We start from the raw sequence: 25,512 nt of genomic DNA, 5'->3' as shown, positions 1-25,512 counted from the left end.
CAACAAAAAGCCCCGCGAAAGCGACGGCTTTGCGGGGCGGTTTGTTCGATTGTTGGCAACGCCTAAAGCGACGGTTGCTTGGGGGACAGCCCGATATGGGTGCCCACCGCCACCATGTCCGACAACAGCTTGGCCGCATCGTCGACCGGGCCGGGCTCGTTCTTGAAGGTGTCCTTCGCCTTGCCATAGGCCTCCTGGGCTTCGTCAACCAGCGACTCGTAGGTCGCCTGGTCCACGTCACCTTTCGGCAGCGCCCGCTCGGCAAGGACGGAAACGCCTTCGCCGATTTCCGCGAACCCGCCGGTCACGACGAATTCTTCCGCGCCGCTGTCGGTTTCGACGCGCAGCACACCGGGGCGCAGCGTGGTGATCAGCGGCGCGTGGTTCGGCATCGCCGTGATGTCGCCGTCCGCACCGGGGATAAGCACCGACACCACCCGTGTCGACATCAGGCTCCGCTCGGGGCTGACCAGATCGAATTGCATAGTCTCAGCCATTTGGGCCTCCTGTTAGATGTCCGGGGGGCCGCAAAGCCCCCCGGAGCGAACCGTTTAGGCCGCGTCAGACGCGAGACGCTCGGCTTTCGCCTTCACCTCGTCGATGCCGCCAACCATGTAGAAGGCGCCTTCGGGCAGGTGATCGTATTCGCCGGCAACAACCGCCTTGAACGACGAGATCGTGTCCTCGAGCGGCACCTGAACACCGTCAGACCCGGTGAAGACCTTCGCGACGTCGAACGGCTGCGACAGGAAACGCTGGATCTTGCGGGCACGGGCCACGGTCAGCTTGTCCTCTTCGGACAGTTCGTCCATCCCGAGGATGGCGATGATGTCCTGAAGCGACTTGTAGCGCTGCAGGATGCCCTGCACGTCGCGCGCCACCTGATAGTGCTCTTCACCCACGATCTGCGGGTCCATCAGACGCGAGTTCGAATCGAGCGGATCCACGGCCGGGTAGATGCCCAGTTCCGAGATCGCACGGTTGAGAACCGTGGTTGCGTCAAGGTGCGCAAAGGTTGTGGCAGGCGCCGGGTCGGTCAGGTCGTCCGCAGGCACGTAGACGGCCTGGATCGAGGTGATCGAACCGTTCTTGGTCGAGGTGATGCGTTCCTGCATCGCGCCCATGTCGGTCGCCAGCGTCGGCTGATAGCCCACGGCGGACGGAATACGACCCAGCAGAGCCGAAACCTCGGAACCCGCCTGGGTAAAGCGGAAGATGTTGTCGACGAAGAACAGAACGTCGGTGCCGGACTGGTCGCGGAACTGCTCGGCCAGCGTCAGGCCGGTCAGGGCAACACGGGCACGCGCCCCCGGAGGCTCGTTCATCTGACCGTAGACCAGTGCCACCTGCGACTCCGACAGGTTGTCGGGCTTGATGACGTTGGATTCGATCATCTCGTGGTACAGGTCGTTGCCCTCACGGGTCCGTTCCCCCACACCGGCGAAAACGGAATAGCCCGAGTGCACCTTGGCGATGTTGTTGATCAGTTCCATGATCAGAACCGTCTTGCCCACACCGGCGCCGCCGAACAGGCCGATCTTGCCGCCCTTCGAGTAGGGCGCCAGCAGGTCGATGACCTTGATGCCGGTGACCAGGATTTCCGATTCTGTCGACTGCTCGGAAAAACCGGGCGCATCGGCGTGGATCGGACGGAATTCGTCAGCGTTCACCGGGCCCTGCTCGTCAACGGGCTCGCCCACGACGTTCAGGATGCGGCCCAGCGTGGCGTTGCCCACCGGCACCATGATCGGGCCGTCGGTGTCGGTCACTTCCTGGCCGCGCACGAGACCTTCGGTCGCGTCCATCGCGATGGCGCGAATGGTGTTTTCCCCGAGGTGCTGCGCAACCTCCAGAACCAGTTTCTTGCCGTTGTTTTCCGTGGTCAGTGCGTTGAGGATCGCCGGGAGGTGATCCTCGAACTGCACGTCAACCACGGCACCAATGACCTGGGTCACTTTGCCTTTAGCGTTTGCCATGTTTCGTCTCCGGTTCTTAGAGCGCTTCCGCGCCCGAGATAATTTCGATCAGTTCGTTGGTGATGACGGCCTGACGCGAACGGTTGTATTCGATCGTGAGGTCTTCGATCATCTCGCCAGCGTTGCGGGTGGCATTGTCCATCGCAGACATCCGCGCGCCCTGTTCGGACGCCGCGTTTTCCAGCAGCGCGGCAAAGATCTGCACCGCAACGCCCCGTGGCAGCAGGTCGGCCAGGATCTCTTCCTCGCTCGGCTCGTAATCATACAGCGTGGATTCGCTGCCCTCTTCCGGGGCATCGAACGCGGCCGGGATGATCTGCTGCGCGGTCGGGATCTGGGTCACGACGTTTTCGAACTCGGCATAGAAGATCGTGCAGACATCGAACTCACCGGCGTCAAAACGATCCAGGATGTTGCGCGCAACACCCTGCGCGTCGGCATAGCCCACACGCTTCACCTCGGACATGTCGACATGTCCGATGAACAGATCGCCATAGTCGCGACGCATGTTGTCGCGGCCCTTCTTGCCGACGGTCAGGATCTTGACCGTCTTGCCTTCGCTTCTCAGCTTGAGAACGCGCTGGCGGGCCAGCTTGGCGATGTTGGCGTTGAAACCGCCGCACAGCCCGCGCTCCGAGGTCATGACGACCAGAAGGTGCACCTTGTCTTCGCCCGTCCCGGCCAGAAGCCGGGGCGCGCTTGCACTGTCACCCACAGAGGCGGCCAGCGCCCCCATCACCGCGCTGAAACGCTCGGTGTAGGGACGTGCCATTTCCGCGGCATCCTGCGCCCGGCGCAGCTTTGCAGCTGCAACCATCTGCATGGCCTTGGTGATCTTGCGGGTCGATTTGACCGACGCGATCCGGTTTTTCAGGTCCTTGAGATTCGGCATTGCCTTATCTCCCCCTTATGCGAAGTCGGCGGCGAATTCGTCGATCGCAGCGCGGATCTTGTCCTCGGCGTCGCCCTTGATCTTGGGGTCTTCCGTGGTGATGAAATCCAGCACATCCTTGCGCTTGCCGCGCAGGTGGGCGAGCAGACCCTTTTCAAAGCGTCCGACGTCCTTGACCGCGACCTTGTCGAGGTAGCCCTTGGTGCCGGCAAAGATGACGCAGACGATTTCCGCGTTGGTCAGCGGCGAATACTGCGGCTGCTTCATCAGTTCGGTCAGGCGCGCTCCGCGGTTCAGCAGCTTCTGCGTCGCCGCATCGAGGTCGGAACCGAACTGCGCAAAGGCCGCCATTTCGCGGTACTGGGCGAGTTCAAGTTTCACCGGACCGGCAACCGACTTCATCGAGTTCGTCTGAGCGGACGAACCCACCCGTGACACCGACAGACCGGTGTTCACGGCCGGACGGATGCCCTGGTAGAACAGTTCGGTCTCAAGGAAGATCTGGCCATCGGTGATCGAGATCACGTTGGTCGGAATGAACGCCGAAACGTCGCCACCCTGGGTTTCGATGATCGGCAGAGCCGTCAGCGAGCCGGAGCCGTGATCGGCATTCAGCTTGGCCGAACGCTCGAGCAGGCGCGAGTGGAGATAGAACACGTCGCCCGGATAGGCTTCGCGGCCCGGCGGGCGGCGCAGCAGCAGCGACATCTGGCGATAGGCCACGGCCTGCTTGGACAGATCGTCATAGATGATCAGCGCGTGACGGCCATTGTCGCGGAAATGCTCGGCCATGGCGGTCGCGGTGTAGGGCGCCAGGTACTGCATCGGCGCGGGGTCCGACGCGGTGGCAGCCACGACGATCGAATATTCGATCGCGCCGGTCTCTTCCAGCTTCTTCACCAGCTGCGCAACGGTCGAACGCTTCTGACCGATGGCGACATAGACGCAGTACAGCTTGTCACCTTCGGAGGTGGCGGCATCGTTGTACGACTTCTGGTTCAGGATGGTGTCCAGGGCAATGGCGGTCTTGCCGGTCTGACGGTCGCCAATGATCAGTTCGCGCTGGCCGCGGCCAACGGGGATCATCGCGTCCACGGACTTGAGGCCGGTTGCCATCGGCTCGTGCACCGACTGGCGCGGGATGATGCCCGGGGCCTTGACGTCGGCCAGGCCGCGCTTGTCCGAGACGATCGGACCCTTGCCGTCCAGCGGGTTGCCGAGGCCGTCAACGACGCGGCCCAGCAGGCCGTCACCGATCGGCACGTCCACGATGGACTTGGTGCGCTTGACGATGTCGCCTTCCTTGATGTCCCGGTCGGTGCCGAAGATCACGACGCCGACGTTGTCGGATTCGAGGTTCAGCGCCATGCCCTGGATACCACCGGGGAATTCGACCATTTCGCCGGCCTGGCAGTTGTCCAGACCGTAGACGCGCGCGATGCCGTCACCGACGGACAGCACGCGGCCGACCTCGGCAACTTCGGCGTCCTGGCCAAAGTTCTTGATCTGCTCCTTCAGGATCGCAGAAATTTCGGCTGCTTGGATACCCATTTATCCGACCTCTTTCATTACATTCTGGAGGGAATTGAGCTTGGAGCGGATCGACGTGTCGATCATCTTCGAGCCCACCTTGACGACAAGACCGCCGATGAGGCTTTCATCGACGGTCGCATTGATCAAAACCTCACGGCCGACCTGGGCCTTGAGCGTTTCGGAAAGTTTGGTGCGCTGTGCATCCGTCAGCTTGGTCGCGGATGTCACGTCTGCGGTGATCTCGCCCTTGTGCTCGGCGATCCGCTCGCGCAGCTGCGCGATCATCGCCGGAACCACGAACAGGCGGCGCTTTGAGGCCATCAGCGACAGCACGTTCTGCATTGCGGGGATCAGGCCCATTTTTTGCGCGATGGCGGTGATCGCCTTGCCCTGGGTTTCGCGGCTGTAGACCGGCGAATGGATCAGGTCACGCAGATCGGCGCTTTCGCTGAGGGCGGTGGACAGGTCACCCAGATTGGATTCGAGTTTGTCGAGGTCCTGGTTTTCTTGCGCGATTTCAAAAACCGCTTTGGCGTACCGCGAGGCAATGCCGGAGGAAATCGAAGCTGAGTCTGACACGTCCACCCTTCCGATATTATGCCCCCGTGGCCCCGCATCGCTGCGGGGTCCGGAGGCGTTTGTCTGCACCCCGGGGCAGGCCCAGGGCATTAAAATCAGCGCGGATGTACCAGAGGCATCCCCCCCTCGCAACATGCTTAGACGCAATAAGGCCTGTGCCAAACACCTTATTTTTCTGAGCTGACTGCCAACTGCGACCTATTGCCGTGGCCAGTTCACATAAAATGCACACTTTTTCGCGATGCCTGCCGAATCTTTGCCGCTGCCCGGACCCGATGCAGCGGTTCGAAACCATGCAGTTCGTCAGACAGGTTTCGCCGAAGGTTTCGCCGCCAGCGCCCCAAGCGGCTTGCGGACCGCCGCCGCAACGCCAACCCCGCCGCTGCGCGCCGGGGTGCGTTTTGCAACCTCGACCATCAGCACCCCTCCGGCCATCACCGGCGCTGCCGCCCGGCCCGTGCGTTCCCACATCGCGCCGGTCTTCATCCAGAAGCGCCGCGAGGAGGGCGGCTGGTACAGAGCCGCGATGCTGCGTTCGACCACAAAGCTGTGACGCTTCAGCTGCCCCTCCAGCTGGCTCACCGAGTAGGGGCGACCGTAGCCGAATGGCGTCGCATCATTGCGCGCCCACAATCCGGACCGGTTCGGCACGATGAACAGCGCCCGCCCCCCGGGTCCAAGCACCCGGTAACATTCATCCAGCAGAGCCGACGGGTTTTCCGAGGTCTCAAGCCCGTGCATCAGCACCAGCCGGTCGATGTGGCCGGTTTCGATCGGCCACAGCGTGTCTTCACACAGGACCGAGACATTGGGCATTCCGGCAGGCCAGTGAATCACGCCCTGCGGCCCCGGCATCAACCCGATCACCCGCCGCGCGTCCCCGAGATAGGGGCGCAGCAGCGGCACGGCGAAACCGTAGCCTGCCACCGTCATGCCCTTGGCCTCGGGCCAGAAGGCCTGCACCTGGTCCCGCACGATCTTTTGCGCCGCGCGGCCCAGGGCACTGCGATAATAAAAACTGCGCAGGTCTGTAACGTCGAGGTGCATTGCAGCCTTCTCTCTGATCGGCCAAGTTGGACCTACCTTACCCAGCCGAAGCGGAATGACCATGCCTCTTGAACTTCTGACCATCCCCGCCCGCAGCGACAACTATGCCTTCATCGTGCACGACCCCGAGACCGGCGCCACGGCGGTAATCGACGTGCCCGACGCCGCCCCGGTGCAGGCCGCGCTGGCCAGCCGGGGCTGGACGCTGACCGCGATCTGGCTGACGCACCATCATGATGACCACATCGAGGGCGTCGGCCCGCTCAAGGCGATCTACCCGCAGGCACGGGTCTATGGTGCTGCCGCCGACAGGCACCGCCTGCCGCCGCTCGATCAGGAACTCGGCGAGGGTGACGAGTTTTCCTTCGGCGGCGAAGTGGTGCAGATCCTCGATGTCTCGGGGCACACGGTCGGGCATATTGCCTACCACCTGCCCGGCTCGGGTTATGTGTTTACCGCCGACAGCCTGATGGCGCTGGGATGCGGGCGGGTGTTTGAGGGCACGTTCGATCAGATGTGGGACAGTCTGAGCAAACTGGCCGCCCTGCCGCCGGAAACAATCGTCTGTTCAGGACATGAATATACCGCCGCGAACGCGAAATTCGCCCTGACCATTGAACCCGGCAATGCAGCGCTTAAATCTCGTGCAGATGCAATCGCCAGAGCCCGCTCCGAAGGTATTCCAACGGTTCCTTCCCTTCTGTCGGACGAATTGGCCACAAACCCCTTCCTGCGTGCCGCAACTCCTTCGGTCAAGGAGGCGCTTGGCCTGCAGGACGCCACTGACTCAGACGTGTTTGCCGAGATCCGACGCCGCAAGGACCGGTTTTAAGGCACAACTCCGTCACCATTCGGCACCACCCGCGAATGTGAGGGGCGGTTTCAAAGAAAAAACTTGAAGCAGGGCCATAATCGACCAAACTTTAATGGTAAGAGGCCAGTCTGGACCGGCGCCCCGGTCCGACACAGATAAGAAGGAGCACGCACGTGCCTTCATTCTCGAACACACTTGAGCAGTCCATTCACGCCGCGCTGGCGCTCGCCAACTCGCGGTCTCACGAATTCGCCACTCTGGAGCACCTGCTGCTGGCGCTTGTCGATGAACCGGATGCCTCCCGCGTGATGAAGGCCTGCAACGTCGACACCGAGGAACTGCGCACCACGCTGGTGGAATTCATCGACGATGATCTGGCCAACCTGGTGACCGACGTCGAAGGCTCCGAAGCGGTTCCGACCGCGGCCTTTCAGCGTGTGATCCAGCGCGCGGCGATCCATGTCCAGTCTTCGGGGCGCACCGAAGTGACCGGCGCGAACGTTCTGGTGGCGATCTTTGCCGAACGCGAAAGCAACGCCGCCTATTTCCTGCAGGAACAGGACATGACCCGCTATGACGCGGTCAATTTCATCGCCCATGGTGTGGCCAAGAACCCGGCCTTTGGCGAAAGCCGCCCGGTGACCGGCGCCTCCGAGGAACACGAGGACACCTCTTCGAGCGAAGTGCCCCCGGGCGAGCAGAAGGAATCCGCGCTGTCCAAGTACTGCGTCGATCTCAACGCCAAGTCCCGGCACGGTGACATCGACCCGCTGATCGGCCGCGAATCCGAAGTCGAACGCTGCATTCAGGTGCTTTGCCGCCGCCGCAAGAACAACCCGCTTCTGGTCGGTGATCCCGGTGTCGGCAAGACCGCCATCGCCGAAGGCCTCGCGCGCAAGATTGTCGCCGGCGACATCCCCGAGGTGCTGTCCAAGACCACGATCTTTTCGCTCGACATGGGCGCCCTGCTCGCCGGAACCCGCTATCGCGGTGACTTCGAGGAACGACTCAAGGCCGTCGTTAACGAACTGGAAGATCACCCCGACGGCGTGCTTTTCATCGACGAGATCCACACCGTGATCGGCGCCGGCGCCACCTCTGGCGGCGCAATGGATGCCTCGAACCTGCTGAAGCCCGCGCTTCAGGGCGGCAAGCTGCGCACCATGGGGTCGACCACCTACAAGGAATTCCGCCAGCACTTCGAAAAGGACCGCGCGCTGAGCCGCCGGTTCCAGAAGATCGACGTCAATGAACCCTCGGTGCCCGACACCATCAAGATCATCAAGGGTCTCAAGCCGTATTTCGAAGAGCATCACGGCGTGAAATACACCGCCGATGCGGTGAAGACGGCGGTGGAACTCTCGGCCCGCTACATCAATGACCGCAAACTGCCGGACAAGGCGATCGACGTCATCGACGAAGCGGGCGCCGCGCAGCACCTGCTGCCGGATTCCAAGCGTCGCAAGACCATCGGCACCAAGGAGATCGAGGATGTCGTGGCCAAGATTGCCCGCATCCCGCCGAAAAACGTCTCGAAAAACGATGCAGAGGTGCTCAAGGATCTCGAACCGTCGCTCAAACGGGTGGTGTTCGGTCAGGACGACGCCATCGTGGCGCTGGCCTCGGCGATCAAACTGGCACGGGCCGGCCTGCGCGAACCGGAAAAGCCGATCGGCAACTACCTGTTTGCCGGCCCGACCGGTGTCGGCAAGACCGAGGTTGCCAAGCAGCTCGCCGACAGTCTTGGCGTCGAACTGCTGCGCTTTGACATGTCCGAGTACATGGAGAAACACGCGGTGTCCCGTCTGATCGGCGCGCCTCCGGGCTATGTCGGCTTTGATCAGGGTGGCCAGCTGACCGACGGGGTCGATCAACACCCGCATTGCGTCCTGCTGCTGGACGAGATGGAAAAGGCGCATCCGGATGTCTACAACATCCTGCTTCAGGTCATGGACCACGGCGCGCTGACCGACCACAACGGCCGCACGGTGGATTTCCGCAATGTCATTCTGATCATGACCTCGAACGCCGGTGCCATCGAACAGTCACAGGCCGCCATCGGCTTCGGCCGCGACCGGCGCGAAGGTGAGGACACCGCTGCGATCGAACGGACGTTCACGCCCGAATTCCGCAACCGTCTGGATGCGGTGATCAGCTTCAAGCCGCTGCCAAAGTCCACCATCCTGCGCGTGGTCGAAAAGTTTGTCCTGCAGCTCGAGGCACAGCTGATGGATCGCAACGTCACCATCGAACTGACCGAACCGGCGGCCGCCTGGCTGGCCGACAAGGGGTATGACGACAAGATGGGCGCCCGTCCGCTGGGCCGCGTGATTCAGGAATACATCAAGAAGCCGCTCTCCGAAGAACTGCTGTTTGGCAAGCTGATGAAAGGCGGCGTGGTCAAGGTCGTGGTACGCGACGGCAAGCTTGAACTCGAGCTTGAAGGACCGCAGAACCCACGCTTGGCCGGCAACAAGCCTCCATTGCTTACCGCCGACTGATGCGAGCCCGGGCATTTGTCCTGGCTCTGACAACCTCCGCCACGCCCACCGTGGCGGAGGTTCCGTTTCTGGACCTGCCGCTGGACTGCGTGCTGGGTCAGACCTGCTTTATCGAGGATTACGTCGACGCAGACCCCGGCATCGCCCAGCGCGACTACACCTGCGGATTGAAATCACGCGACGGTCACAAGGGCACCGACATCGCCCTGATCTCGGAGGCGGCGATGGACGCGGGCGCAAACGTCCTTGCGGCGGCGCCCGGCGTGGTCGAAGCCACGCGCGACGACGTGACCGACCGCCCCTACTCTGCCGCGTTTGCCCGGGAACTCGATGGACGTGAATGTGGCAACGCCGTCCGCCTGCGGCACGAGAACGGCTTTCAGACGCTGTATTGCCATATGAAAAAAGGCAGTCTGACGGTCCAGCCCGGCACGGTGGTCCGCCGTGGCCAGCCCCTGGGACAGGTCGGCATGAGCGGGCAATCCAATTTTGCCCATGTGCACATCACCGTGCTGAAGGACGGTCAGGTGGTGGACCCGTTCAATCCGGCGGCGACAGGCAGCTGCGGCACCGCGACCGCCAGCCTGTGGAATGACCCGCCCGCCTATGCCAAGGCCGGGCTGTTCACCGCCAGTTTCTCAACCTCGGTCCCCAGTCTGGCCCATGTGCAGTCCGGCGCCGCCCGCCGCGACACGGCCCGCCCGGACCACAGCCTCGTCCTCTACGGCTTTGCGTTCTTTGCGGAAACCGGTGACGTCATGAGCTTTTCCGCTGTCGGACCCGATGGCGAGATCTTCACCCACAGCGAAACCATCGACCCGGGCCAGGCCCAGCTGTTCCGGGCCTACGGCCGTCGCGCGCCCGCTGCCGGCTGGCCCGTTGGCAGCTATACCGGCACGGTACGCCTGGACCGCGACGGCACCCTCCTCGCTCTGCGTCACGCGACCATCTGGATCGCTGCGCACTGATCCGCAAGCTTTGCCGGTTGACCTGTTCACCCGCGTTGCAACAGGCAACCGCGACCAACCCCGGCACTATTTCTCGGTGAATTTCAACTCGATCCGCCGGTTCTGCGCCCGGGCCTCGGGCGTGTCCGCCGGGTTCACAGGCTGGTACTGACCGAACCCGTTTGCCGCCAACCGGGTCGGCGGGATTCCGAGGAAATCAATCATGTAGCGCACGACCGACAATGCCCGCGCCTGGCTCAACTCCCAGTTGTCGGCAAAGGCCCCAAAGCCGGACAGCGGCACGTCATCGGTGTGCCCATCGACCCGGATCACCCAGTCGATGCCTTCGGGGATGTCATCCGCTACCGCTCTCAGGATATTCGCCACCTTGGCCACTTCGCCCCGTCCGTCAGAGGACAGCGTCGCCGACCCCTGCGGAAACAGCACTTCCGAAGAAAACACAAAGCGGTCGCCCTCGATGCGCACGCCTTCCTGCGCGCCAAGCACATCCCGCAGCCGCCCAAAGAACTCCGACCGATACCGTTCCAGATCCTGAGTCTGCGCCTCCAGGCGCTTGCGCTCGGCCTCTTCCAGTTGCCGCCGCCGACGTTCCTCGGCCGCCACCCGCGCCAGCGCGGTGTTGAGTTCGGACCCAAGGTTTTGCAGTTGCACCTGTGACGCCGCATCACTGTCACGCGCCTCGTCCAGCAGGCCTTGCAGGGACGACAGCTGGTCGCGCAGCGCGGCCACCTGCCGGTTGAGCAATTCCGTCTGTTTCTGCGCCTCGGTGGCCCGGGCAGACTCGGCTCCGAGTTCCTCGCGCGCGGTGGACAGCAGCAGCGCCCGGGTTTCCGCCTGGGTCATGGCCTGTTCGGCGGCGCTCTCGGCGGCGCGTTGGGCGGCAAGCGCCGCCGTCAGCCGCCGACGCACCTCACCGGCATCATTCTCGATCGACACTTTCGCCGCCAGTGCCGCGGCGAGTTTCTGTTCCAGCGACCGGGTGTCGCCGGTCTGCTCGGCCACCTGCGCGCGGGCAGCCGCCAGGTCGCGCCGCAGTTCGGCGATCTCTGCATCCCGCGCAAGGCCCGTCGCTTCGGATGCGCGCCGATCTGTCTCGGCCTGCTGCGCCTGTACCAGCGCCTCTGCCAGCCGCGCTTCGGTTGCGGACAGCTGCCCCGCGGTGTCTTCGGCACGGGCCAGCTCTGTTTCCAGTGCGCTGATCCGGGCGGCGCGGTCTTCGCCTGCGACCAGAGCTGCGGCAAGGCGCGCATCCAGGTCCGCCTCGGCGTCCCGTGCCGCCGCCAGCAGCGTCAGGGTCTCTTCGGCACGGGCCCGCTGCTCTTCCAGCGCCAGCGTCATCGAGGTCAGTTCGGCGCTGGACGTCGCCAGCCGCTGCCGCAGCACCGCCGCCGCTTCGGCTTCGGCCAACCGCTGCGCCTCTTCGTCGGACAGCGCCGTGCCCAGTTCGGCCACCCGTTCGCTCAGCGCACCGACCTGGGCCGTGACATCGGCATTCTTGGCCCGAAGATCGGCCACCAGTGCATCCAGCGCCTCGCGTCGGGCCGCCGCCAGCCGGGCGGCCTCGGCCTGCGCATCGACCTCGTCCCGCGCCGTCGCCAGTGCCAGGTTCAGCGCCGCACGTTCATCCAGCAATGTTGCGCGTGCCTGTTCGAGATCGGCAACCTGCGCCAGCGCCGTCCGGTTGTCGGCCAGCAGCCCGGCCACCTGCTCTTCGAACGAGGCAATGCGCGTGTCGGCATCGGCAAGTGCGGCCGCCTGGCGGTCGCGGGTCGCCGTGAGTGACGTTATCAACCTTTGCTGTTCGGCCAGCCGTGACTGGGTGGCGTCAAGCGTGGCGGTCACCTCGCCCAGTTGATCGCTCAGGCTCTGGCTCTGCCTTTTTTCCAAACCCAAGGCCATCGCCAGGGCCGAAATTTCGCCCGACAGGGTGTCCAGCTCGGATTCCTGGCCGCTGATTGTCTCGCGCAGAACGAACTGCACGACCATGAAGATCGTCAGCACAAACATCAGCACGAGCAGCAACCCGGTCATCGCATCGACGAATCCGGGCCAGATCGAAGCCTGAAACCGTGCGCCGGTGCGTCGCGACAAAGACATGGCTTAACTTTCCTGACCGGGCTTCATCACCCTTGGCCGTATCGCCGTCGGCTTGACAGGCGCCGGATTCGCCGCCTGACGGCCCATCTGGCCCAGCACACGGCTGAGCGCTGACAAGTCCGTGCGCAACTCGGCCATGCTCTCCTGTCGCCCGGCGCTGATCTCTTCGAGAATGCGCAGCATCTGCACGTCGATGGACCGCAGGCGCATCCGGCTTTCCGCATCCAGCCCTTCGGAGGCTTCCTTGCGCGACAGCACGTCGATCAGCCGTTCCTGCCCGTCCGCGATCCTGGCCAGGGCATGGGACGAGGGCGCCGTCGCCTCCAGCCGTTCGGTCATCCGCTCGACGGCGTCGGCGAGCTGCCCCAGCCGGCCATCGACTTCGGAACGGCCGATTTCGGCGCGCGCAAACAGCCCCTGCAACTCTTCCATCTGGTCGGCCATGGCATCCAGGGCGATCGCCGCGCCGCTCATCTCGCCGCTGCTTTCGCCATCCGAGAAACCCAGCCGGGTGATGGAACTCAGCCATTCCTCAAGCTCGCGGTAGAACCGGTTCTGTCCGTGCCCGGCAAACAGTTCGAGCAGACCAACGATCAGCGACCCGGCGAGTCCCAGCAGCGACGAGGCAAAGGCCACTCCCATGCCGCCCAACTGTTCCTGCAACCCTTCCATCAGGCGCGAGAACACCTCGACACCGGATTCGCCCTCTTGCGGCACCAGTGAACGGATGGTTTCGACAAGGGCCGGCACCGTGGTCGCCAGGCCGTAAAACGTGCCCAGAAGACCAAGGAATATCAACAGGCTGACGATATATCGGGTGATTTCCCGCTCTTCGTCGATGCGTTGTGCGACCGATTCCAGGATCGACCGGGTCGAGGTGGTGTTGATCTGCATCCGCTTGCCACGGCTGCGCAGCAACGTCGCCAGCGGCGCCAGCATCTGCGGTGCCTTGGCGCCCTTTTCCCGGTCTGCCGCGAAATATTCGATCCAGCGGACCGAGACGATCAGCTGCGCGACCTGCCAGAAACAGGCCACCACCCCCAGCAGAAACACCAGAAATATGAACCCGTTCAGATAGGGGTTCGACTCAAAGATCGGCAGAACCCTGGGCAGCGCCATGAAGCCGCCCAGAGCCGACAGAACAAGCACCGCAAGCATCAATGCGATCTGTCGCACCGGCTGCGAGAAATGAGGGTCTGCCGAAAGGTCCGGCTTGTCCATGCGGACCGCTCCTGAAGCTGGAATTGCGTGAATTTTCAGGCCCGACCCTAGGACCTATGCCCTGACAAGCCAAGCGGTTAAGCGCTGATCGCCTCGACGCGCTCGCTCAACCATTGCAGTTCTGCATCTGGAATGCCCAGCTCGGCGAGATGGCGTGCGGTGTTGAAAAGATATTCGGTGTTCGGACCGCGCCCGCCCACCGCATGGGCAATGATCTGCGCCTGTTCCTCGAGGGCCAGGCCACCGCAATACTGCGCATGGGCGGCGTCGATCACATAGGTCACCGCCTGCACATTCCGGCCGTCACTCAGACGAATCTGCAACATCCGTTCCAGGTAGGCCGAGGAAATCAGCTCGCGCTCGCGCAGGTACTCCAGCGTCGCGGTCTCCTGCCCCGGTGCCACCCGCAACGCCAGCCCGTCGCAGACCGCTCCGGGGTGTTCATCCAGCGCCAGCACCAGACCGGGCGCGTCTTCGGTGCCGCGATGATGAATCGAGCGCATGCAGAAACTGCGCGCATAATCCGGCAGGGTCGCGGCCGCCCGCTCCACGACATCGAACCCAGGATTCCACAGCAGCGATCCATAGCCGAACACCCACATCGTCATCTTTCTGGCCCTTCCCTGACCGGGGCTGTAAACACCAAAAAACACAAATCCGAAAGGGGGGACAGCGTCATGAAACGGCTTCTCACCGTCATCATTCTGGCCGGGCTGGCCTGGGGTGGCCACTGGTTCTGGACTGCCCATCAGTTGCGCGGTCAGGCCGAGGCCTGGTTCGAAGCCCGCCGCGCCGACGGGTGGCAGGCGCAGTACGACGATCTGTCAATCCTGGGCTTTCCGAACCGGCTGGATGCCACCTTCAGCGACCTGGTGCTGACGACACCCGAGGCCGGGGTGACGTGGCAGGCTCCCTTCCTGCAGGTGTTCCAGCTGACCTACAAACCGGATCACCTGATTCTGATATGGCCCGGTGAACAGACCCTGAAGACCGGCGCTGGCACCACCGAGATTCGCGAGGAAGGTCTGCGGGCCAGTCTGGTGCTGGAGGACACTGCGATCCTGCGCGGCAACATCGAAGCCCGGTCACTGTCCATCCTCTCGCCTGCCGGTCCGCTCGCGTTGACCGATGTCACCGCCGCCCTCGCCCGGACCGAGCCCCGATCCTACCGGTTCGCGCTCCAAGCCAAGGGTGACGGCGAGAGTACGGTTATCGCCGCCGACGCGATCCTGACGTTCGACCGCCCGCTCGCCCGGTCCCTCTTCTCGACACCCCGCCCGAAAGTGACCGGCATCAACCTGCGACTGGCAGAGTTCCGGGTGCGGGACAGCCTGGTGCAGCTTTCCGGTGATCTCGCGCTGGACGGTCGTGGCCGTGCAACCGGCACGCTGACACTGACGGCGGACAACTGGCGCGAAACAGAGGCCGGTTCTGGCGCGGGCGGCGCGCTTCCCGAAGTTCTGCGGCAGGCACTATCGCGCGCCGCTCCGGTGCAGGGTGCCGCCAACAGGATCGACGTGACTCTCGACATCCGCAACGGGTCCGTCGCGCTGGATCAGGTGCAGATCGGGCAACTGCCGTCTCTCCGCCTTCCCTGAGCCGACCGCCAGGGCGACTTTGCCAGCGCGGTGCCGCATCTTTCCGCGCCCGGGGGACCACGCGGCCTCGGGGCACAAATGTTTGTACACAAGTGACTGTCAGGGGCTTGCACCTCTGACGGGAAGCGGAAACACTTTGTGCCAAAAGGAGAGCCCCATGCCCGACGCGCTCAGCAACCGCATTCTCGAAAAACGTGACGAGTTGATCGCGCTCACCGGGGATCTGATCCGGATTCCCACCCTGAATCCGCCAGGGGACCACTACGCCACGATCTGCGACTATCTCGAGAAACGCCTCTCGCCCCGGTTTGACACCACGCTTGTCCGCGCGTTTGGCACGCCGGGCGATTGCGACCGCTATCCGCGCTGGAACATCATTGCCCGGGCCGAGGGCAGCCGCCCAGGACCCTGCATCCATTTCAATTCCCACACCGACGTGGTCGAGGTCGGTCAGGGCTGGACCCGCGATCCCTTTGGCGGCGCGCTGGAAGGGGACCGGATCTATGGCCGCGGCGCCTGCGACATGAAGGGCGGGCTGGCCGCGTCGATCATCGCGGCCGAGACATTTCTCGAGCTGTACCCCGACTTTGGCGGCGCCATCGAGATTTCCGGCACGGCGGACGAGGAATCCGGCGGCTACGGCGGCGTTGCCTATCTTGCCGAGCACGGATGGTTTGCGCCCGACCGGGTGCAACACGTCATCATTCCCGAACCGCTGAACAAGGACCGTATCTGTCTGGGACACCGTGGCGGCTGGTGGGCCGAGATCGAGACCAAAGGTGAAATCGCCCACGGCTCCATGCCGTTTCTTGGCGACTGCGCGGTCCGGCACATGGGGGCCGTTCTGCAGGCGTTCGAGGACACGCTCTACCCGGCGATGGCGGCGCGATACACCGAAATGCCGGTGGTGCCCGAGGGCGCGCGCAACTCGACGATGAACATCAACGCCATCCATGGCGGACAGCCGGAAAATCCGCCGGATTTTGACGGCTTGCCCGCCCATTGCGTGCCCGACAGCTGCCGCATCACCATCGACCGTCGCTTCCTGATCGAAGAACCGATAGATCAGGTTCAGGGCGAAGTGGTCGCATTGCTCGATGACCTCAAATCCCGCCGCGCGGACTTTGACTACAAGATCACCGAGCTCAACCGCGTGCTTCCCTCGATGACCGACCGCGCCGCGCCGATCGTCACCACTGTCAGCCAGGCCATCCGGGACATGCTGGGACAGGAACCCAGCTACGTCGCCTCGCCCGGTTCTTATGACCAGAAACACATCGACCGCATCGGCAAGCTGAAGAACTGCATCGCCTACGGCCCCGGCGTGCTGGAACTGGCACACAAGCCGGACGAATGGGTCGGGGTCGGCGACATGCTCGACAGCGCGCGGGTCATGGGGCGCAGTCTCGAAACGCTGCTTTTGCCCTGATCCGCGAAGGCTTCAAACGGTCAGGAACGGCGGCGCAGCGCCCCCGCCCGGCAAGGGCACTGGTACGCCGAAACGCCGAAACGCCGACGCGACTAGCTGACCGAAATGTTGTCGATCAGCCGCACCCCGGCCAGCCAGGCCGCGGCCAGCAGCCGCGCGGGCCGGTCCACACGTTCAAGCAACGCCAGATCGTCACAGGCCCGCAGGTCAAGGTAGTCGACACCCGTGAAGCCCGCCCGCAGAAGCCGTGCCTCTGCGGCGGTGCGCAGCGCACTCGCGTCGCCACCCGCCCGCAGCCCCTCGGCCATCTCCTCCATCGCGCGGTGCAGTTCCGGCGCCCAGACCCGGGCGCGGTCGGACAGCAGCAGGTTGCGCGACGACATGGCCAGCCCGTCCTCTTCACGGATTGTCGGGCAGCCGATGACCTCGACTCCGAGATCCAGATCCCGCGCCAGCCGGGTCACCACCTGCAACTGCTGGAAATCCTTTTCGCCGAAATAGGCCCGGTCCGCCCGGGTCTGGGTAAACAGCTTGGTCACCACTGTCGCCACACCGTCGAAATGCCCCGGCCGGTGGGCACCGCACAGCACATCCGTCAGACCGGCGACCGACACCGTGGTGCAGAACCCCTGCGGATAGATCTGCTCGGGCTCGGGCACATAGACCGCATCGACCCCCAAGGGGCCAAGCCTGCGGGCATCCTCAACCTCGGTGCGGGGATAATTCGCCAGATCCTCGGGCGAATTGAACTGTTTCGGATTGACGAAAATCGTCACGATCACCCTGTCGCAACCGGCCCTGGCCGCACGCACCAGCGACAGATGCCCGTCGTGCAGCGCGCCCATCGTCGGCACCACCCCGACGCTTTCGCCGCGCGCCTTCCAGCCCGCCACCTCTGCCCGCAGGTCTGCCAGCCTGCGCAGGATCGGCGCGCTCAAGTCCGCGCCTCCGGCACGGAATCCGCAAAGACGTGTTCTGCACCGGGAAAGCTGCGGGCCCGCACCTCTTCGGCGTAGGCCGCCACCGCCGCTTCGGCCTGCGCGCCGAGGTCGGCATAGCGTTTGACAAACTTCGCCTTGAAGGCCGTGAACAGGCCCAGCATGTCGTCGACGACAAGGATCTGACCGTCACACCCGGCCGAGGCGCCGATGCCGATCGTCGGGATCGCAACCTCGGCAGTGACCTGATCCGCGAGTGTCTGCGGCACCTTTTCAAGGACCACCGCAAAGGCACCGGCCTCGGCCACCGCCCGGGCATCGGCCAGCAGCGCCTGCCCTGCCGCGCCGCGTCCCTGTACCCGGTATCCCCCCAATGTGTTGATCGACTGCGGGGTCAGCCCGATATGCGCCATCACCGGGATGCCGCGCGCAACCAGAAAGGCGATGGTTTCCGCCATCACCACGCCGCCCTCAAGCTTGACCGCGCCGGCGCCGGTTTCGGCCATCACCCGGGCCGCGTTGCGGAAGGCCTGCGCCGGGCCTTCCTCGTACGAGCCGAACGGCATGTCCACGACCATCATTGCCCGGCTCAGCCCGCGTTTGACCGCCTGACCATGCAGGATCATCATCTCCAGCGTCACGCCCAGGGTCGAGGGCAGCCCGTGCAGCACCATGCCGACGGAATCCCCGACCAGTACAAAATCACAATGGGCGTCCATCACCTGCGCCATCGGCGTGGTATAGGCGGTGAGCGACACCAACGGCACGCCCCCCTTGCGGGCGCGAATGTCGTCGGGCATGGGCGCGGACTTGCGGGCGGTAGCACTCATCTCGGGTCTCCTCACAGCCTGGATGCGCGCCGGTCCTAGCAAACCCCGGGCCGTCCCGCCAGCACTTCGCATGGTTCGCACGCTTGATCCCGCGCTTGATCCGTCCGACAGTCCTCGCGACCCGGGCACCTCAACCCGCCCTCATCGCAGGAGTACACCCCATGAAACGCTGGATTCTCGGCACCACCGCCGCCCTTGCCCTCGCCACTTCGGCACAGGCGCAACAAAGCGACATCACCATTGCACTGCAGCTGGAGCCGCCGCATCTGGACCCGACAAGCGCCGCCGCCGGCGCCATCGACTCGGTGCTTTATGCCAATGTGTTCGAAGGGTTGACCCGCTTTGCGCCGGACGGTTCGGTGGTTCCCGGCCTCGCGCGGGACTGGGACATCAGCGCCGATGGGCTGACCTATACATTTCACCTGCACAGCGGCGTGAGCTTTCATGACGGCACCGCAATGGACGCCGATGATGTCAAGTTCTCGCTTGACCGCGCCCGGGCCGAGGACAGCACGAACGCCCAGAAGGCGCTTTTTGCCGATATTGCGGAGGTTACGGCGGCCGACCCGGAAACGGTCGTGGTGACTCTCGGCCAGCCCAACGGCGCCCTTCTGTTCAACCTGGCCTGGGGCGATGCCGTCATCGTCGCGCCGGAAAGCATTGCCGACATCAAGTCCACCCCCATTGGCACCGGCCCCTTCAGATTTGCCGACTGGCGTCAGGGCGACCAGATCACCCTGACCCAGTTCGACGGCTACTGGGGCACGAAACCGGCGCTTACACAGGCGACGTTCAAGTTCATTTCCGACCCGACGGCGGCGTTTGCCGCAATGATGGCGCAGGACATCGACGCCTTTGCCGGCTTCCCGGCGCCGGAAAACCTGCCGCAGTTCGAGGCCGACCCGCGTTTTCAGGTTCTGGTCGGTTCGACCGAAGGCGAGACGATCCTGGCGATGAACAACAAGCAGCCGCCGTTCGATGATGTCCGTGTGCGCGAGGCCGTGGCCCATGCGATCAACCGCCAGGACGTGATCGACGGCGCGATGTTCGGTCTGGGCACCCCGATCGGCACGCATTTCGCGCCGCACAATCCCGACTATCTCGATCTGACCGGACAGTCGCAGTATGACCCCGAGCTGTCGCGCGCGTTGCTGAACGAGGCGGGATTGGCCGACGGCTTTACCACCACCCTGAAATTGCCGCCGCCGTCCTATGCACGACGCGGCGGCGAGATCATCGCGGCCCAGTTGCGCGACGTCGGGATCGAAACCGAGATCACCAATCTGGAGTGGGCGCAGTGGCTGGAAGAGGTCTTTCGCGGTCACGACTTTGGCCTGACCATCGTGAGCCATACCGAACCGATGGACCTCAACATCTATGCCCGGCCCGACTATTACTTTCAGTACGACAATCCGGCGTTTCAGACGCTCATGACCAAACTCAACGCCACCACAGATGATGCGGCCCGCTCGGAGCTTCTGCGACAGGCGGAACAGATGATCGCGGATGACTATGTGAACGGCTATCTGTTCCAGCTGGCCTTTCCCACGGTTGCAGATGCACGTCTGCGCGGGTTGTGGCTGAACCAGCCGACCCAGGCCACCGACCTTACCGGGGTAAGCTGGGCCGAATAGACCATGTCGAAAAATGCTGGAGCCGGAGCGCTTGGCTCCGGCCCCGGTCGACGCGACGAAGGTCCGGGCTCCTCTCCCATTCCCGCTCACACGCCGAAACTTGTTTCGGGCGACTCGCTGCAGTCCTGCGCTGGCTGCAACCGATCAACCCCGGCAATCACGACTTATCACGTTCCTATCAAGACGAAAGTCGCATACCCCTGCGATCCCCTGCCTGAAGGCAACGCAAGTCTTTAAACTTAGCTGATATTTTGGTCACGCGCGGCCCGGCCTGTCAAAATAAATCTCGTAATGACCCGACAGAAAAATTTGTTGATGTAAAAGCTTGTGACCTCCTGCGACACTTTTGCACAAACGCCCGAATCGACGGCGGAACTTTGCCGATTCGTGGGGCACCTTACCCTTTCCCGATAATGAGTGCCGCCCCCGGCGCGTCAAGCGGTCGCAGCCGTGCCCGTCACGATCTGTCGGATTCGTGCGGGATTCGCCAAAGGCGCGGACAATCATGCGCCACACCCCAACGGATTTCCCGGCGTTCAGCCGCGCGCCGACGGCACATGACCATTGCGCCGCTTTCCTGCAATTCGCTCGCGATGCGGCCTCTGGACCGCTTTGCCGAAGCGCCCTAACCTGCGCCCATGCTGCGGTATTTCCTCTCGCGTTTGACCTCGCTTGCGATCAGCCTTCTGGTTGCTTCGGTAGTGATTTTTCTGGTGGTCGAAGTCGCACCCGGCGACCCGGCAAGCTATATGCTCGGACTGAACGCCCAGCCCGACACCCTGGCGGCGCTGCGCACCGAACTGGGGCTCGACGTGCCGAAGCCCGAGCGGTACGTCGACTGGGTCACCGGCATGCTGTCCGGCGACTTTGGTATGTCCTACACCTATCGCACCCCGGTGGCGCAGATGGTGGCAGATCGGCTTTGGGTCTCGCTGCCGCTGGCGCTGCTTGCGCTGAGCCTGGCCGTTCTGATCGCATTTCCGGCCGGCCTTTTTGCCGCGTCCCGACGCGGCAGACCGGGCGACATCGGGGTGATGGCCGCGACGCAACTTGGCATCGCTCTGCCGAATTTCTGGTTTGCGATGCTGCTGGTGATGGTCTTTGCCATCAGCCTGCGCTGGTTTGGTGCCGGCGGCTTTCCCGGCTGGGCGGAGCCGGTCGCGGCGCTCAGGGCGCTGACCCTGCCCGCCGTCGCCCTGGCCCTGCCGCAGGCGGCGATCCTGACCCGGGTGCTGCGCTCGGCACTGCTGGATACCCTGGATGAGGATTATATCCGCACCGCCCGCGCCAAGGGGCTGAGCCGTCGGCAGGCCCTGTGGCGCCATGCCCTGCGCAACGCCCTGATTCCGGTTCTGACGATCATCGGGCTGCAGTTTTCATTCCTGCTGGCCGGGGCGATCATCATCGAACAGGTCTTTTTCCTGCCCGGCCTCGGTCGGCTGATCTTTCAAAGCATCAGCCAGCGCGACCTGATCGTGGTGGAATCTGTGGTCATGCTGCTGGTCTTTGCGGTCATACTGGTCAACTTCCTTGTCGATCTGGCCTATGGCGCCGTCGATCCCCGCCTGCGGTCACGCGCATGAAGCTGTCGCTCATGCTGGGTGCGATGCTTACGGCGCTGTTCCTCGGGGCGGCATTGCTGTCCTTCCTCTGGACCCCGGCCGAGGTCACGGGTGTGAACATCGCCGCCCGGTTGCGTGTCCCGGACGGCACCAACCTGCTGGGAACCGATCACTTCGGTCGGGACATCCTCAGCATGATCATGGTCGGGGCCCGCACGTCGATCAGTGTCGCCGTGATCGCCGTGGGCATCGGCATGGGGCTCGGCGTACCGCTCGGACTTGCCGCCGCCGCCCGTGCCGGGGGCTGGCTGGACGAGTTGATCATGCGCGGCAACGATCTGGTGTTCGCCTTCCCCAGTCTGGTCATCGCCATCCTGATCACCGCCGTTTTCGGCCCCGGCGCGGTGAACGCCATCATCGCCATCGGCATCTTCAACATCCCGGTCTTCGCCCGCCTCACCCGCAGTGGCGCGCTGTCGCTCTGGCAGCGCGACTTTATCCTGGCAGCCCGTGTGGCCGGCAAATCCCGCATCCGCATCAGTGCCGAACACATCCTGCCCAATGTCACCAACCTGCTGATTGTCCAGGGCACCATCCAGTTCTCGCTTGGCATTCTCGCCGAGGCGGGCCTGTCCTATGTCGGCCTTGGCGCCCAGCCACCGACTCCGTCCTGGGGCCGGATGCTGGCCGAGGCGCAGACCATGGTTGCGCTCGCGCCGCATGTGGCGGTGATCCCCGGCATGGCCATCGTGCTGATGGTGCTGGGTCTGAACCTGCTGGGAGACGGTCTGCGCGACGCGCTCGACCCCCGGATGCGGCAGCGCCCGACATGAGCCTGCTGGAGATCCGCAACCTGTCGCTGTCGCTCGGCCCCACCCGGATCCTGCGCGACCTCTCGCTGGACATCGCCCCGGGCGAGATCCTCGCCCTGACCGGCGAATCCGGCTCGGGCAAGTCGATGACCGCTCTGGCCACCATGGGTCTGCTGCCGCCGGGTGCCAGAACCAGCGGACGGATCCGGCTGAACGGCACCGATCTTCTGTCCCTGAGCGAAGCGCGGATGTGTGACCAGCGCGGCAACACGCTGGGCATGGTGTTCCAGGAGCCGATGACCGCGCTCAACCCGGTGCAGACCATAGGCCAGCAGGTCGCCGAAACCCTGCACCTCACCCGCAGATCCGACCCGTCGATGACTCCCGCCCGCGTGCAGGCACTGCTGCACGAAACGCTTGCCCGCGTCGGCCTGCCACCCGACCGGGTGCCGCCGACCCGCTATCCGCACGAGCTTTCGGGCGGGCAGCGTCAGCGTGTGGTCATCGCCATGGCGATCATCCGCCGCCCCGCTCTGCTGATCGCCGACGAGCCGACAACGGCCCTGGATGTCACAACACAGGCGCAGATCCTCGACCTGCTCAGGCGGCTGGTGCAGGATAACGCCATGGGACTGATGATGATCACCCACGACCTCGCCGTGGTCGGCCAGATGGCGGACCGGATCGCCGTGCTGCGCGCGGGCGAAATCGTCGAACAGGGCCCCACCCACGACGTGTTTGCCCAGCGTCGGCACCCCTACACCCGGGCGTTGTTCGACGCCTCGCGCCACCGCGCGGACCTGCACCCCGTGGCCTTACAGTCGCCCCTGCTGCAGGTCCGGAACGTCAGCCGCGACTATCCGGTGAAACGCAGCGGCCTGTTCCAGCGCCGCCGCAGTTTTCCTGCGCTGTCGGACATCAGCTTTGATCTGAGGCGCGGCGAACGCCTCGGGCTGGTCGGCGAAAGCGGTAGCGGCAAATCCACCCTGACCCGCGCCATCCTGGGTCTGGATCCGGTCAGCAGCGGAACCATCACCCTGGCCGGTACGGCGGTCCGCACCAACACCCCCTCGACCCGCCGTCACATGCAGGCGGTGTTTCAGGACCCCTACAGCAGCTTCAACCCGCGCCACCGCGTGTCGCGGTTGATCAGCGAACCGTTCCACCTGCTCGACAACGCGCCCACCGGCGCGGCGCGCGACGCCGCCGTGGCCGAAGTCCTGAGCGCCGTGAACCTGTCGCCGTCGGACGCCGACAAATACATCCACGCCTTTTCGGGAGGCCAGCGCCAGCGCATCGCCATAGCCCGCGCGCTGATCATCCGCCCCGACCTGATCCTGTTCGACGAAGCGGTCTCGGCGCTGGATGTCCGGGTGCGTGCCCAGATTCTCGACCTGATTGCCGACCTGTCGCGCCGCTACAACCTCAGCTATCTGTTCATCAGCCACGATCTTTCGGTTGTGCGCGGCATCACCGACAGGGTCATGGTGATGCAGGCCGGCAAGATCGTCGAACAGGGCCCTACCGAACAGGTGTTGGGCGCGCCACGCCATCCCTATACCCAAAGTCTGATCGCCGCCGCGCCGCGCCTGCCCGATCCTGCCACAGGAGGCTTTGATGCTGCCCGACCTGCCGTTTGATCCCTCGCATATCCTTGTCGATGGCCAGTGGCGCGCCACGCCGGAAACCCTGCCCCTGTTCGATCCCTCAACCGGTGCGCCGCTGGCCCGCATCGCCCGCGGCAGGGCCAGCGACATCGACGCCGCCGTCAGGGCCGCCCGCGCGACGTTCTCGGGTCCCTGGGGGGCGCTGAGCGCCACCGACAGGGGCCGCAAACTCAGCCACCTTGGTCAACTGGTGCTGGAACATGCTGACACCCTGACGACACTCGAAGCACTGGATGTCGGCAAACCGCTGCGCCAGGCCCGCGCCGATGTTCTGGCGCTGGCGCGCTATCTGGAGTTCTACGGCGGTGCCGCCGACAAGCTGCATGGGCAAACCATCCCCTACCTTCCGGGGTACACCGTCTATACCCTGCGCGACCCGCAGGGTGTCACCGGCCATATCGTACCGTGGAATTACCCGATGCAGATCATCGGCCGCTCGGTCGGGGCGGCGCTGGCGATGGGCAATGCCTGCGTTCTCAAACCGGCCGAGGACGCCTGCCTCACCGCGCTCTGTTTTGCCGCGCTCGCCCAGTTGGCCGGCCTGCCGGACGGCGCGCTGAACGTCGTGCCCGGCCTGGGAGCCGAGGCCGGCGCGGCGCTGGCGGCACATCCCGGAATCGACCACATCAGCTTTACCGGCTCGGTCGCCACCGGGGCTGCGGTGCAGATCGCGGCGGGCGCCAACGTGATTCCGGTGACGCTGGAACTGGGCGGGAAATCCCCGCAACTGGTGTTCGAGGACGCCGACCTCGACGCCGCCCTGCCGTTCCTTGTCAACGCCGGGCTGCAGAACGCCGGACAGACCTGTTCCGCCGCATCCCGCATCCTGGTGCAGCGCAGCGTCTATGACGCCGTCGCCAGCCGCATGGCCGCCGCCTACCGTGCCAAGGTCGTTGGCCCGGCGCTGGAGGACCCTGACATCGGTCCGCTGATCTCGGCCCGTCAAAAGGCGCGGGTCGCGGCGTTTCTGACCCAGGGCGCCGACCTGCCGCTGCTGGCACAAAGCCCGCTGCCCGAGGGTCTGCCGCCCGGGCACTACCTCGCCCCGACGCTGCTGGGCCCGGTTCCGCCGGATCACCCGCTGGCGCAACAGGAGATATTCGGCCCGGTGCAGGTCATCATCCCGTTCGACAGCGAAGCCGAGGCTCTAGCCATCGCCAACGGCACCGACTACGGCCTTGTGGCCGGTGTCTGGACCCGGGACGGCGCCCGGCAGATGCGGCTGGCCCGGGCGCTGAAGGCCGGGCAGGTGTTCATCAACAACTACGGGGCCGGCGGCGGGGTCGAACTGCCGTTCGGCGGGACAGGAAAATCAGGCCATGGCCGCGAAAAGGGCTTCGAGGCACTGTATGGCTTTTCCACACTGCGCACCGTCGCGGCGCATCATGGCTAGAACAGGCCGACATCCACGGGC

At 64.5% G+C, this 25,512-nt stretch carries 21 protein-coding genes; 10 read left to right on the top strand and 11 right to left on the bottom strand.

The genetic code is table 11. The annotated features are described in order from the left end of the window. Positions 1-62 precede the first annotated feature (62 nt). From FOY53_RS06720 to FOY53_RS06695, 6 genes are all read right to left on the bottom strand, one after another. Positions 63-497: a F0F1 ATP synthase subunit epsilon gene (locus FOY53_RS06720; RefSeq protein ID WP_146587005.1), complete on the bottom strand. Its 435-nt coding sequence runs from the start codon at positions 495-497 to the stop codon at positions 63-65. A gap of 54 nt (positions 498-551) precedes the next feature. Then, the gene (atpD, locus tag FOY53_RS06715) at positions 552-1,976 is read right to left on the bottom strand and encodes a F0F1 ATP synthase subunit beta (protein ID WP_146587004.1); all 1,425 of its coding nucleotides are present in this window, start codon (positions 1,974-1,976) and stop codon (positions 552-554) included. Positions 1,977-1,992: 16 nt separating this feature from the next. Further along, positions 1,993-2,868: a F0F1 ATP synthase subunit gamma gene (locus tag FOY53_RS06710; protein WP_146587003.1), complete on the bottom strand. Its 876-nt coding sequence runs from the start codon at positions 2,866-2,868 to the stop codon at positions 1,993-1,995. A gap of 15 nt (positions 2,869-2,883) precedes the next feature. Further along, a complete protein-coding gene (gene atpA / locus FOY53_RS06705; RefSeq protein WP_146587002.1) occupies positions 2,884-4,419 on the bottom strand; it encodes a F0F1 ATP synthase subunit alpha in 1,536 nt (511 codons plus the stop codon). Beyond that, entirely contained in the window at positions 4,420-4,986 is a 567-nt protein-coding gene (locus FOY53_RS06700) for a F0F1 ATP synthase subunit delta (RefSeq protein WP_246107312.1), read from the bottom strand. A gap of 297 nt (positions 4,987-5,283) precedes the next feature. Next, positions 5,284-6,027 carry a class I SAM-dependent methyltransferase gene (locus tag FOY53_RS06695; protein ID WP_146587000.1) on the bottom strand — a complete coding sequence of 248 codons (744 nt, stop codon included), beginning with the start codon at positions 6,025-6,027 and terminating at the stop codon, positions 5,284-5,286. 61 nt (positions 6,028-6,088) lie between these two features. On the opposite strand from FOY53_RS06695, the gene gloB reads away from it, so the two are divergent. The 3 genes from gloB to FOY53_RS06680 all read left to right on the top strand — a co-directional run bounded on the left by gloB (position 6,089) and on the right by FOY53_RS06680 (position 10,310). Then, positions 6,089-6,859, top strand: a complete 771-nt coding sequence (gloB, locus tag FOY53_RS06690; RefSeq protein WP_146587206.1) for a hydroxyacylglutathione hydrolase — start codon at positions 6,089-6,091, stop codon at positions 6,857-6,859. A gap of 155 nt (positions 6,860-7,014) precedes the next feature. Then, positions 7,015-9,342 (top strand): ATP-dependent Clp protease ATP-binding subunit ClpA, encoded by a 2,328-nt coding sequence (clpA, locus tag FOY53_RS06685; RefSeq protein WP_146586999.1) that lies wholly within the window; start codon positions 7,015-7,017, stop codon positions 9,340-9,342. After that, complete coding sequence (locus FOY53_RS06680) at positions 9,342-10,310, top strand: M23 family metallopeptidase (protein ID WP_146586998.1); 969 nt, start codon at positions 9,342-9,344, stop codon at positions 10,308-10,310. The genes clpA and FOY53_RS06680 overlap by 1 nt, the downstream gene beginning before the upstream one ends. Positions 10,311-10,376: 66 nt before the next feature. Here FOY53_RS06680 and FOY53_RS06675 read toward each other — a convergent pair whose 3' ends face one another. From FOY53_RS06675 to FOY53_RS06665, 3 genes are all read right to left on the bottom strand, one after another. Next, the gene (locus tag FOY53_RS06675) at positions 10,377-12,407 is read right to left on the bottom strand and encodes a peptidoglycan -binding protein (protein ID WP_146586997.1); all 2,031 of its coding nucleotides are present in this window, start codon (positions 12,405-12,407) and stop codon (positions 10,377-10,379) included. Between the two features lie 3 nt (positions 12,408-12,410). After that, positions 12,411-13,628, bottom strand: coding sequence for a biopolymer transporter ExbB (locus tag FOY53_RS06670; RefSeq protein WP_246107311.1), 1,218 nt, complete (start codon positions 13,626-13,628; stop codon positions 12,411-12,413). 77 nt (positions 13,629-13,705) lie between these two features. Then, positions 13,706-14,236, bottom strand: coding sequence for a gamma-glutamylcyclotransferase (locus tag FOY53_RS06665; protein WP_246107310.1), 531 nt, complete (start codon positions 14,234-14,236; stop codon positions 13,706-13,708). Positions 14,237-14,305: 69 nt separating this feature from the next. Between FOY53_RS06665 and FOY53_RS06660 the strand changes: the two genes are divergently transcribed. Together FOY53_RS06660 and FOY53_RS06655 are read left to right on the top strand one after the other, a co-directional pair. Further along, positions 14,306-15,226 carry a DUF2125 domain-containing protein gene (locus tag FOY53_RS06660; RefSeq protein WP_186766534.1) on the top strand — a complete coding sequence of 307 codons (921 nt, stop codon included), beginning with the start codon at positions 14,306-14,308 and terminating at the stop codon, positions 15,224-15,226. A 157-nt stretch (positions 15,227-15,383) separates the two neighbouring features. Next, a complete protein-coding gene (locus FOY53_RS06655) occupies positions 15,384-16,655 on the top strand; it encodes an acetylornithine deacetylase/succinyl-diaminopimelate desuccinylase family protein (RefSeq protein ID WP_146586994.1) in 1,272 nt (423 codons plus the stop codon). Between the two features lie 92 nt (positions 16,656-16,747). Here FOY53_RS06655 and panC read toward each other — a convergent pair whose 3' ends face one another. Next, complete coding sequence (panC, locus tag FOY53_RS06650) at positions 16,748-17,593, bottom strand: pantoate--beta-alanine ligase (RefSeq protein WP_146586992.1); 846 nt, start codon at positions 17,591-17,593, stop codon at positions 16,748-16,750. Next, the gene (gene panB, locus FOY53_RS06645; RefSeq protein WP_146586990.1) at positions 17,590-18,423 is read right to left on the bottom strand and encodes a 3-methyl-2-oxobutanoate hydroxymethyltransferase; all 834 of its coding nucleotides are present in this window, start codon (positions 18,421-18,423) and stop codon (positions 17,590-17,592) included. The genes panC and panB overlap by 4 nt, the downstream gene beginning before the upstream one ends. A 161-nt stretch (positions 18,424-18,584) precedes the next feature. On the opposite strand from panB, the gene FOY53_RS06640 reads away from it, so the two are divergent. From FOY53_RS06640 to FOY53_RS06620, 5 genes are all read left to right on the top strand, one after another. After that, positions 18,585-20,057, top strand: coding sequence for an ABC transporter substrate-binding protein (locus FOY53_RS06640; protein WP_146586988.1), 1,473 nt, complete (start codon positions 18,585-18,587; stop codon positions 20,055-20,057). 638 nt (positions 20,058-20,695) lie between these two features. After that, a complete protein-coding gene (locus FOY53_RS06635; protein WP_146586986.1) occupies positions 20,696-21,640 on the top strand; it encodes an ABC transporter permease in 945 nt (314 codons plus the stop codon). Further along, positions 21,637-22,452 (top strand): ABC transporter permease, encoded by an 816-nt coding sequence (locus FOY53_RS06630; protein ID WP_146586984.1) that lies wholly within the window; start codon positions 21,637-21,639, stop codon positions 22,450-22,452. The genes FOY53_RS06635 and FOY53_RS06630 overlap by 4 nt, the downstream gene beginning before the upstream one ends. Continuing rightward, a complete protein-coding gene (locus FOY53_RS06625) occupies positions 22,449-24,071 on the top strand; it encodes an ABC transporter ATP-binding protein (protein ID WP_146586982.1) in 1,623 nt (540 codons plus the stop codon). The genes FOY53_RS06630 and FOY53_RS06625 overlap by 4 nt, the downstream gene beginning before the upstream one ends. Next, positions 24,049-25,491 (top strand): aldehyde dehydrogenase family protein, encoded by a 1,443-nt coding sequence (locus FOY53_RS06620; RefSeq protein WP_186766533.1) that lies wholly within the window; start codon positions 24,049-24,051, stop codon positions 25,489-25,491. The genes FOY53_RS06625 and FOY53_RS06620 overlap by 23 nt, the downstream gene beginning before the upstream one ends. Positions 25,492-25,512 lie beyond the last annotated feature (21 nt).

This window comes from Puniceibacterium confluentis, from assembly GCF_007923445.1.
Taxonomy (GTDB): domain Bacteria; phylum Pseudomonadota; class Alphaproteobacteria; order Rhodobacterales; family Rhodobacteraceae; genus Puniceibacterium; species Puniceibacterium confluentis.
This window is presented reverse-complemented; position numbering and strand designations above follow the sequence as displayed.

Bases quoted from the DNA above. Each gene is read 5' to 3' on its own strand.
- FOY53_RS06720 (WP_146587005.1), bottom strand. From the start codon at position 497: ATGGCTGAGACTATGCAATTCGATCTGGTCAGCCCCGAGCGGAGCCTG.
- atpD (WP_146587004.1), bottom strand. From the start codon at position 1,976: ATGGCAAACGCTAAAGGCAAAGTGACCCAGGTCATTGGTGCCGTGGTT.
- FOY53_RS06710 (WP_146587003.1), bottom strand. From the start codon at position 2,868: ATGCCGAATCTCAAGGACCTGAAAAACCGGATCGCGTCGGTCAAATCG.
- atpA (WP_146587002.1), bottom strand. From the start codon at position 4,419: ATGGGTATCCAAGCAGCCGAAATTTCTGCGATCCTGAAGGAGCAGATC.
- FOY53_RS06695 (WP_146587000.1), bottom strand. From the start codon at position 6,027: ATGCACCTCGACGTTACAGACCTGCGCAGTTTTTATTATCGCAGTGCC.
- gloB (WP_146587206.1), top strand. From the start codon at position 6,089: ATGCCTCTTGAACTTCTGACCATCCCCGCCCGCAGCGACAACTATGCC.
- FOY53_RS06680 (WP_146586998.1), top strand. From the start codon at position 9,342: ATGCGAGCCCGGGCATTTGTCCTGGCTCTGACAACCTCCGCCACGCCC.
- FOY53_RS06675 (WP_146586997.1), bottom strand. From the start codon at position 12,407: ATGTCTTTGTCGCGACGCACCGGCGCACGGTTTCAGGCTTCGATCTGG.
- FOY53_RS06670 (WP_246107311.1), bottom strand. From the start codon at position 13,628: ATGGACAAGCCGGACCTTTCGGCAGACCCTCATTTCTCGCAGCCGGTG.
- FOY53_RS06665 (WP_246107310.1), bottom strand. From the start codon at position 14,236: ATGACGATGTGGGTGTTCGGCTATGGATCGCTGCTGTGGAATCCTGGG.
- FOY53_RS06660 (WP_186766534.1), top strand. From the start codon at position 14,306: ATGAAACGGCTTCTCACCGTCATCATTCTGGCCGGGCTGGCCTGGGGT.
- FOY53_RS06655 (WP_146586994.1), top strand. From the start codon at position 15,384: ATGCCCGACGCGCTCAGCAACCGCATTCTCGAAAAACGTGACGAGTTG.
- panB (WP_146586990.1), bottom strand. From the start codon at position 18,423: ATGAGTGCTACCGCCCGCAAGTCCGCGCCCATGCCCGACGACATTCGC.
- FOY53_RS06640 (WP_146586988.1), top strand. From the start codon at position 18,585: ATGAAACGCTGGATTCTCGGCACCACCGCCGCCCTTGCCCTCGCCACT.
- FOY53_RS06635 (WP_146586986.1), top strand. From the start codon at position 20,696: ATGCTGCGGTATTTCCTCTCGCGTTTGACCTCGCTTGCGATCAGCCTT.
- FOY53_RS06630 (WP_146586984.1), top strand. From the start codon at position 21,637: ATGAAGCTGTCGCTCATGCTGGGTGCGATGCTTACGGCGCTGTTCCTC.
- FOY53_RS06625 (WP_146586982.1), top strand. From the start codon at position 22,449: ATGAGCCTGCTGGAGATCCGCAACCTGTCGCTGTCGCTCGGCCCCACC.
- FOY53_RS06620 (WP_186766533.1), top strand. From the start codon at position 24,049: ATGCTGCCCGACCTGCCGTTTGATCCCTCGCATATCCTTGTCGATGGC.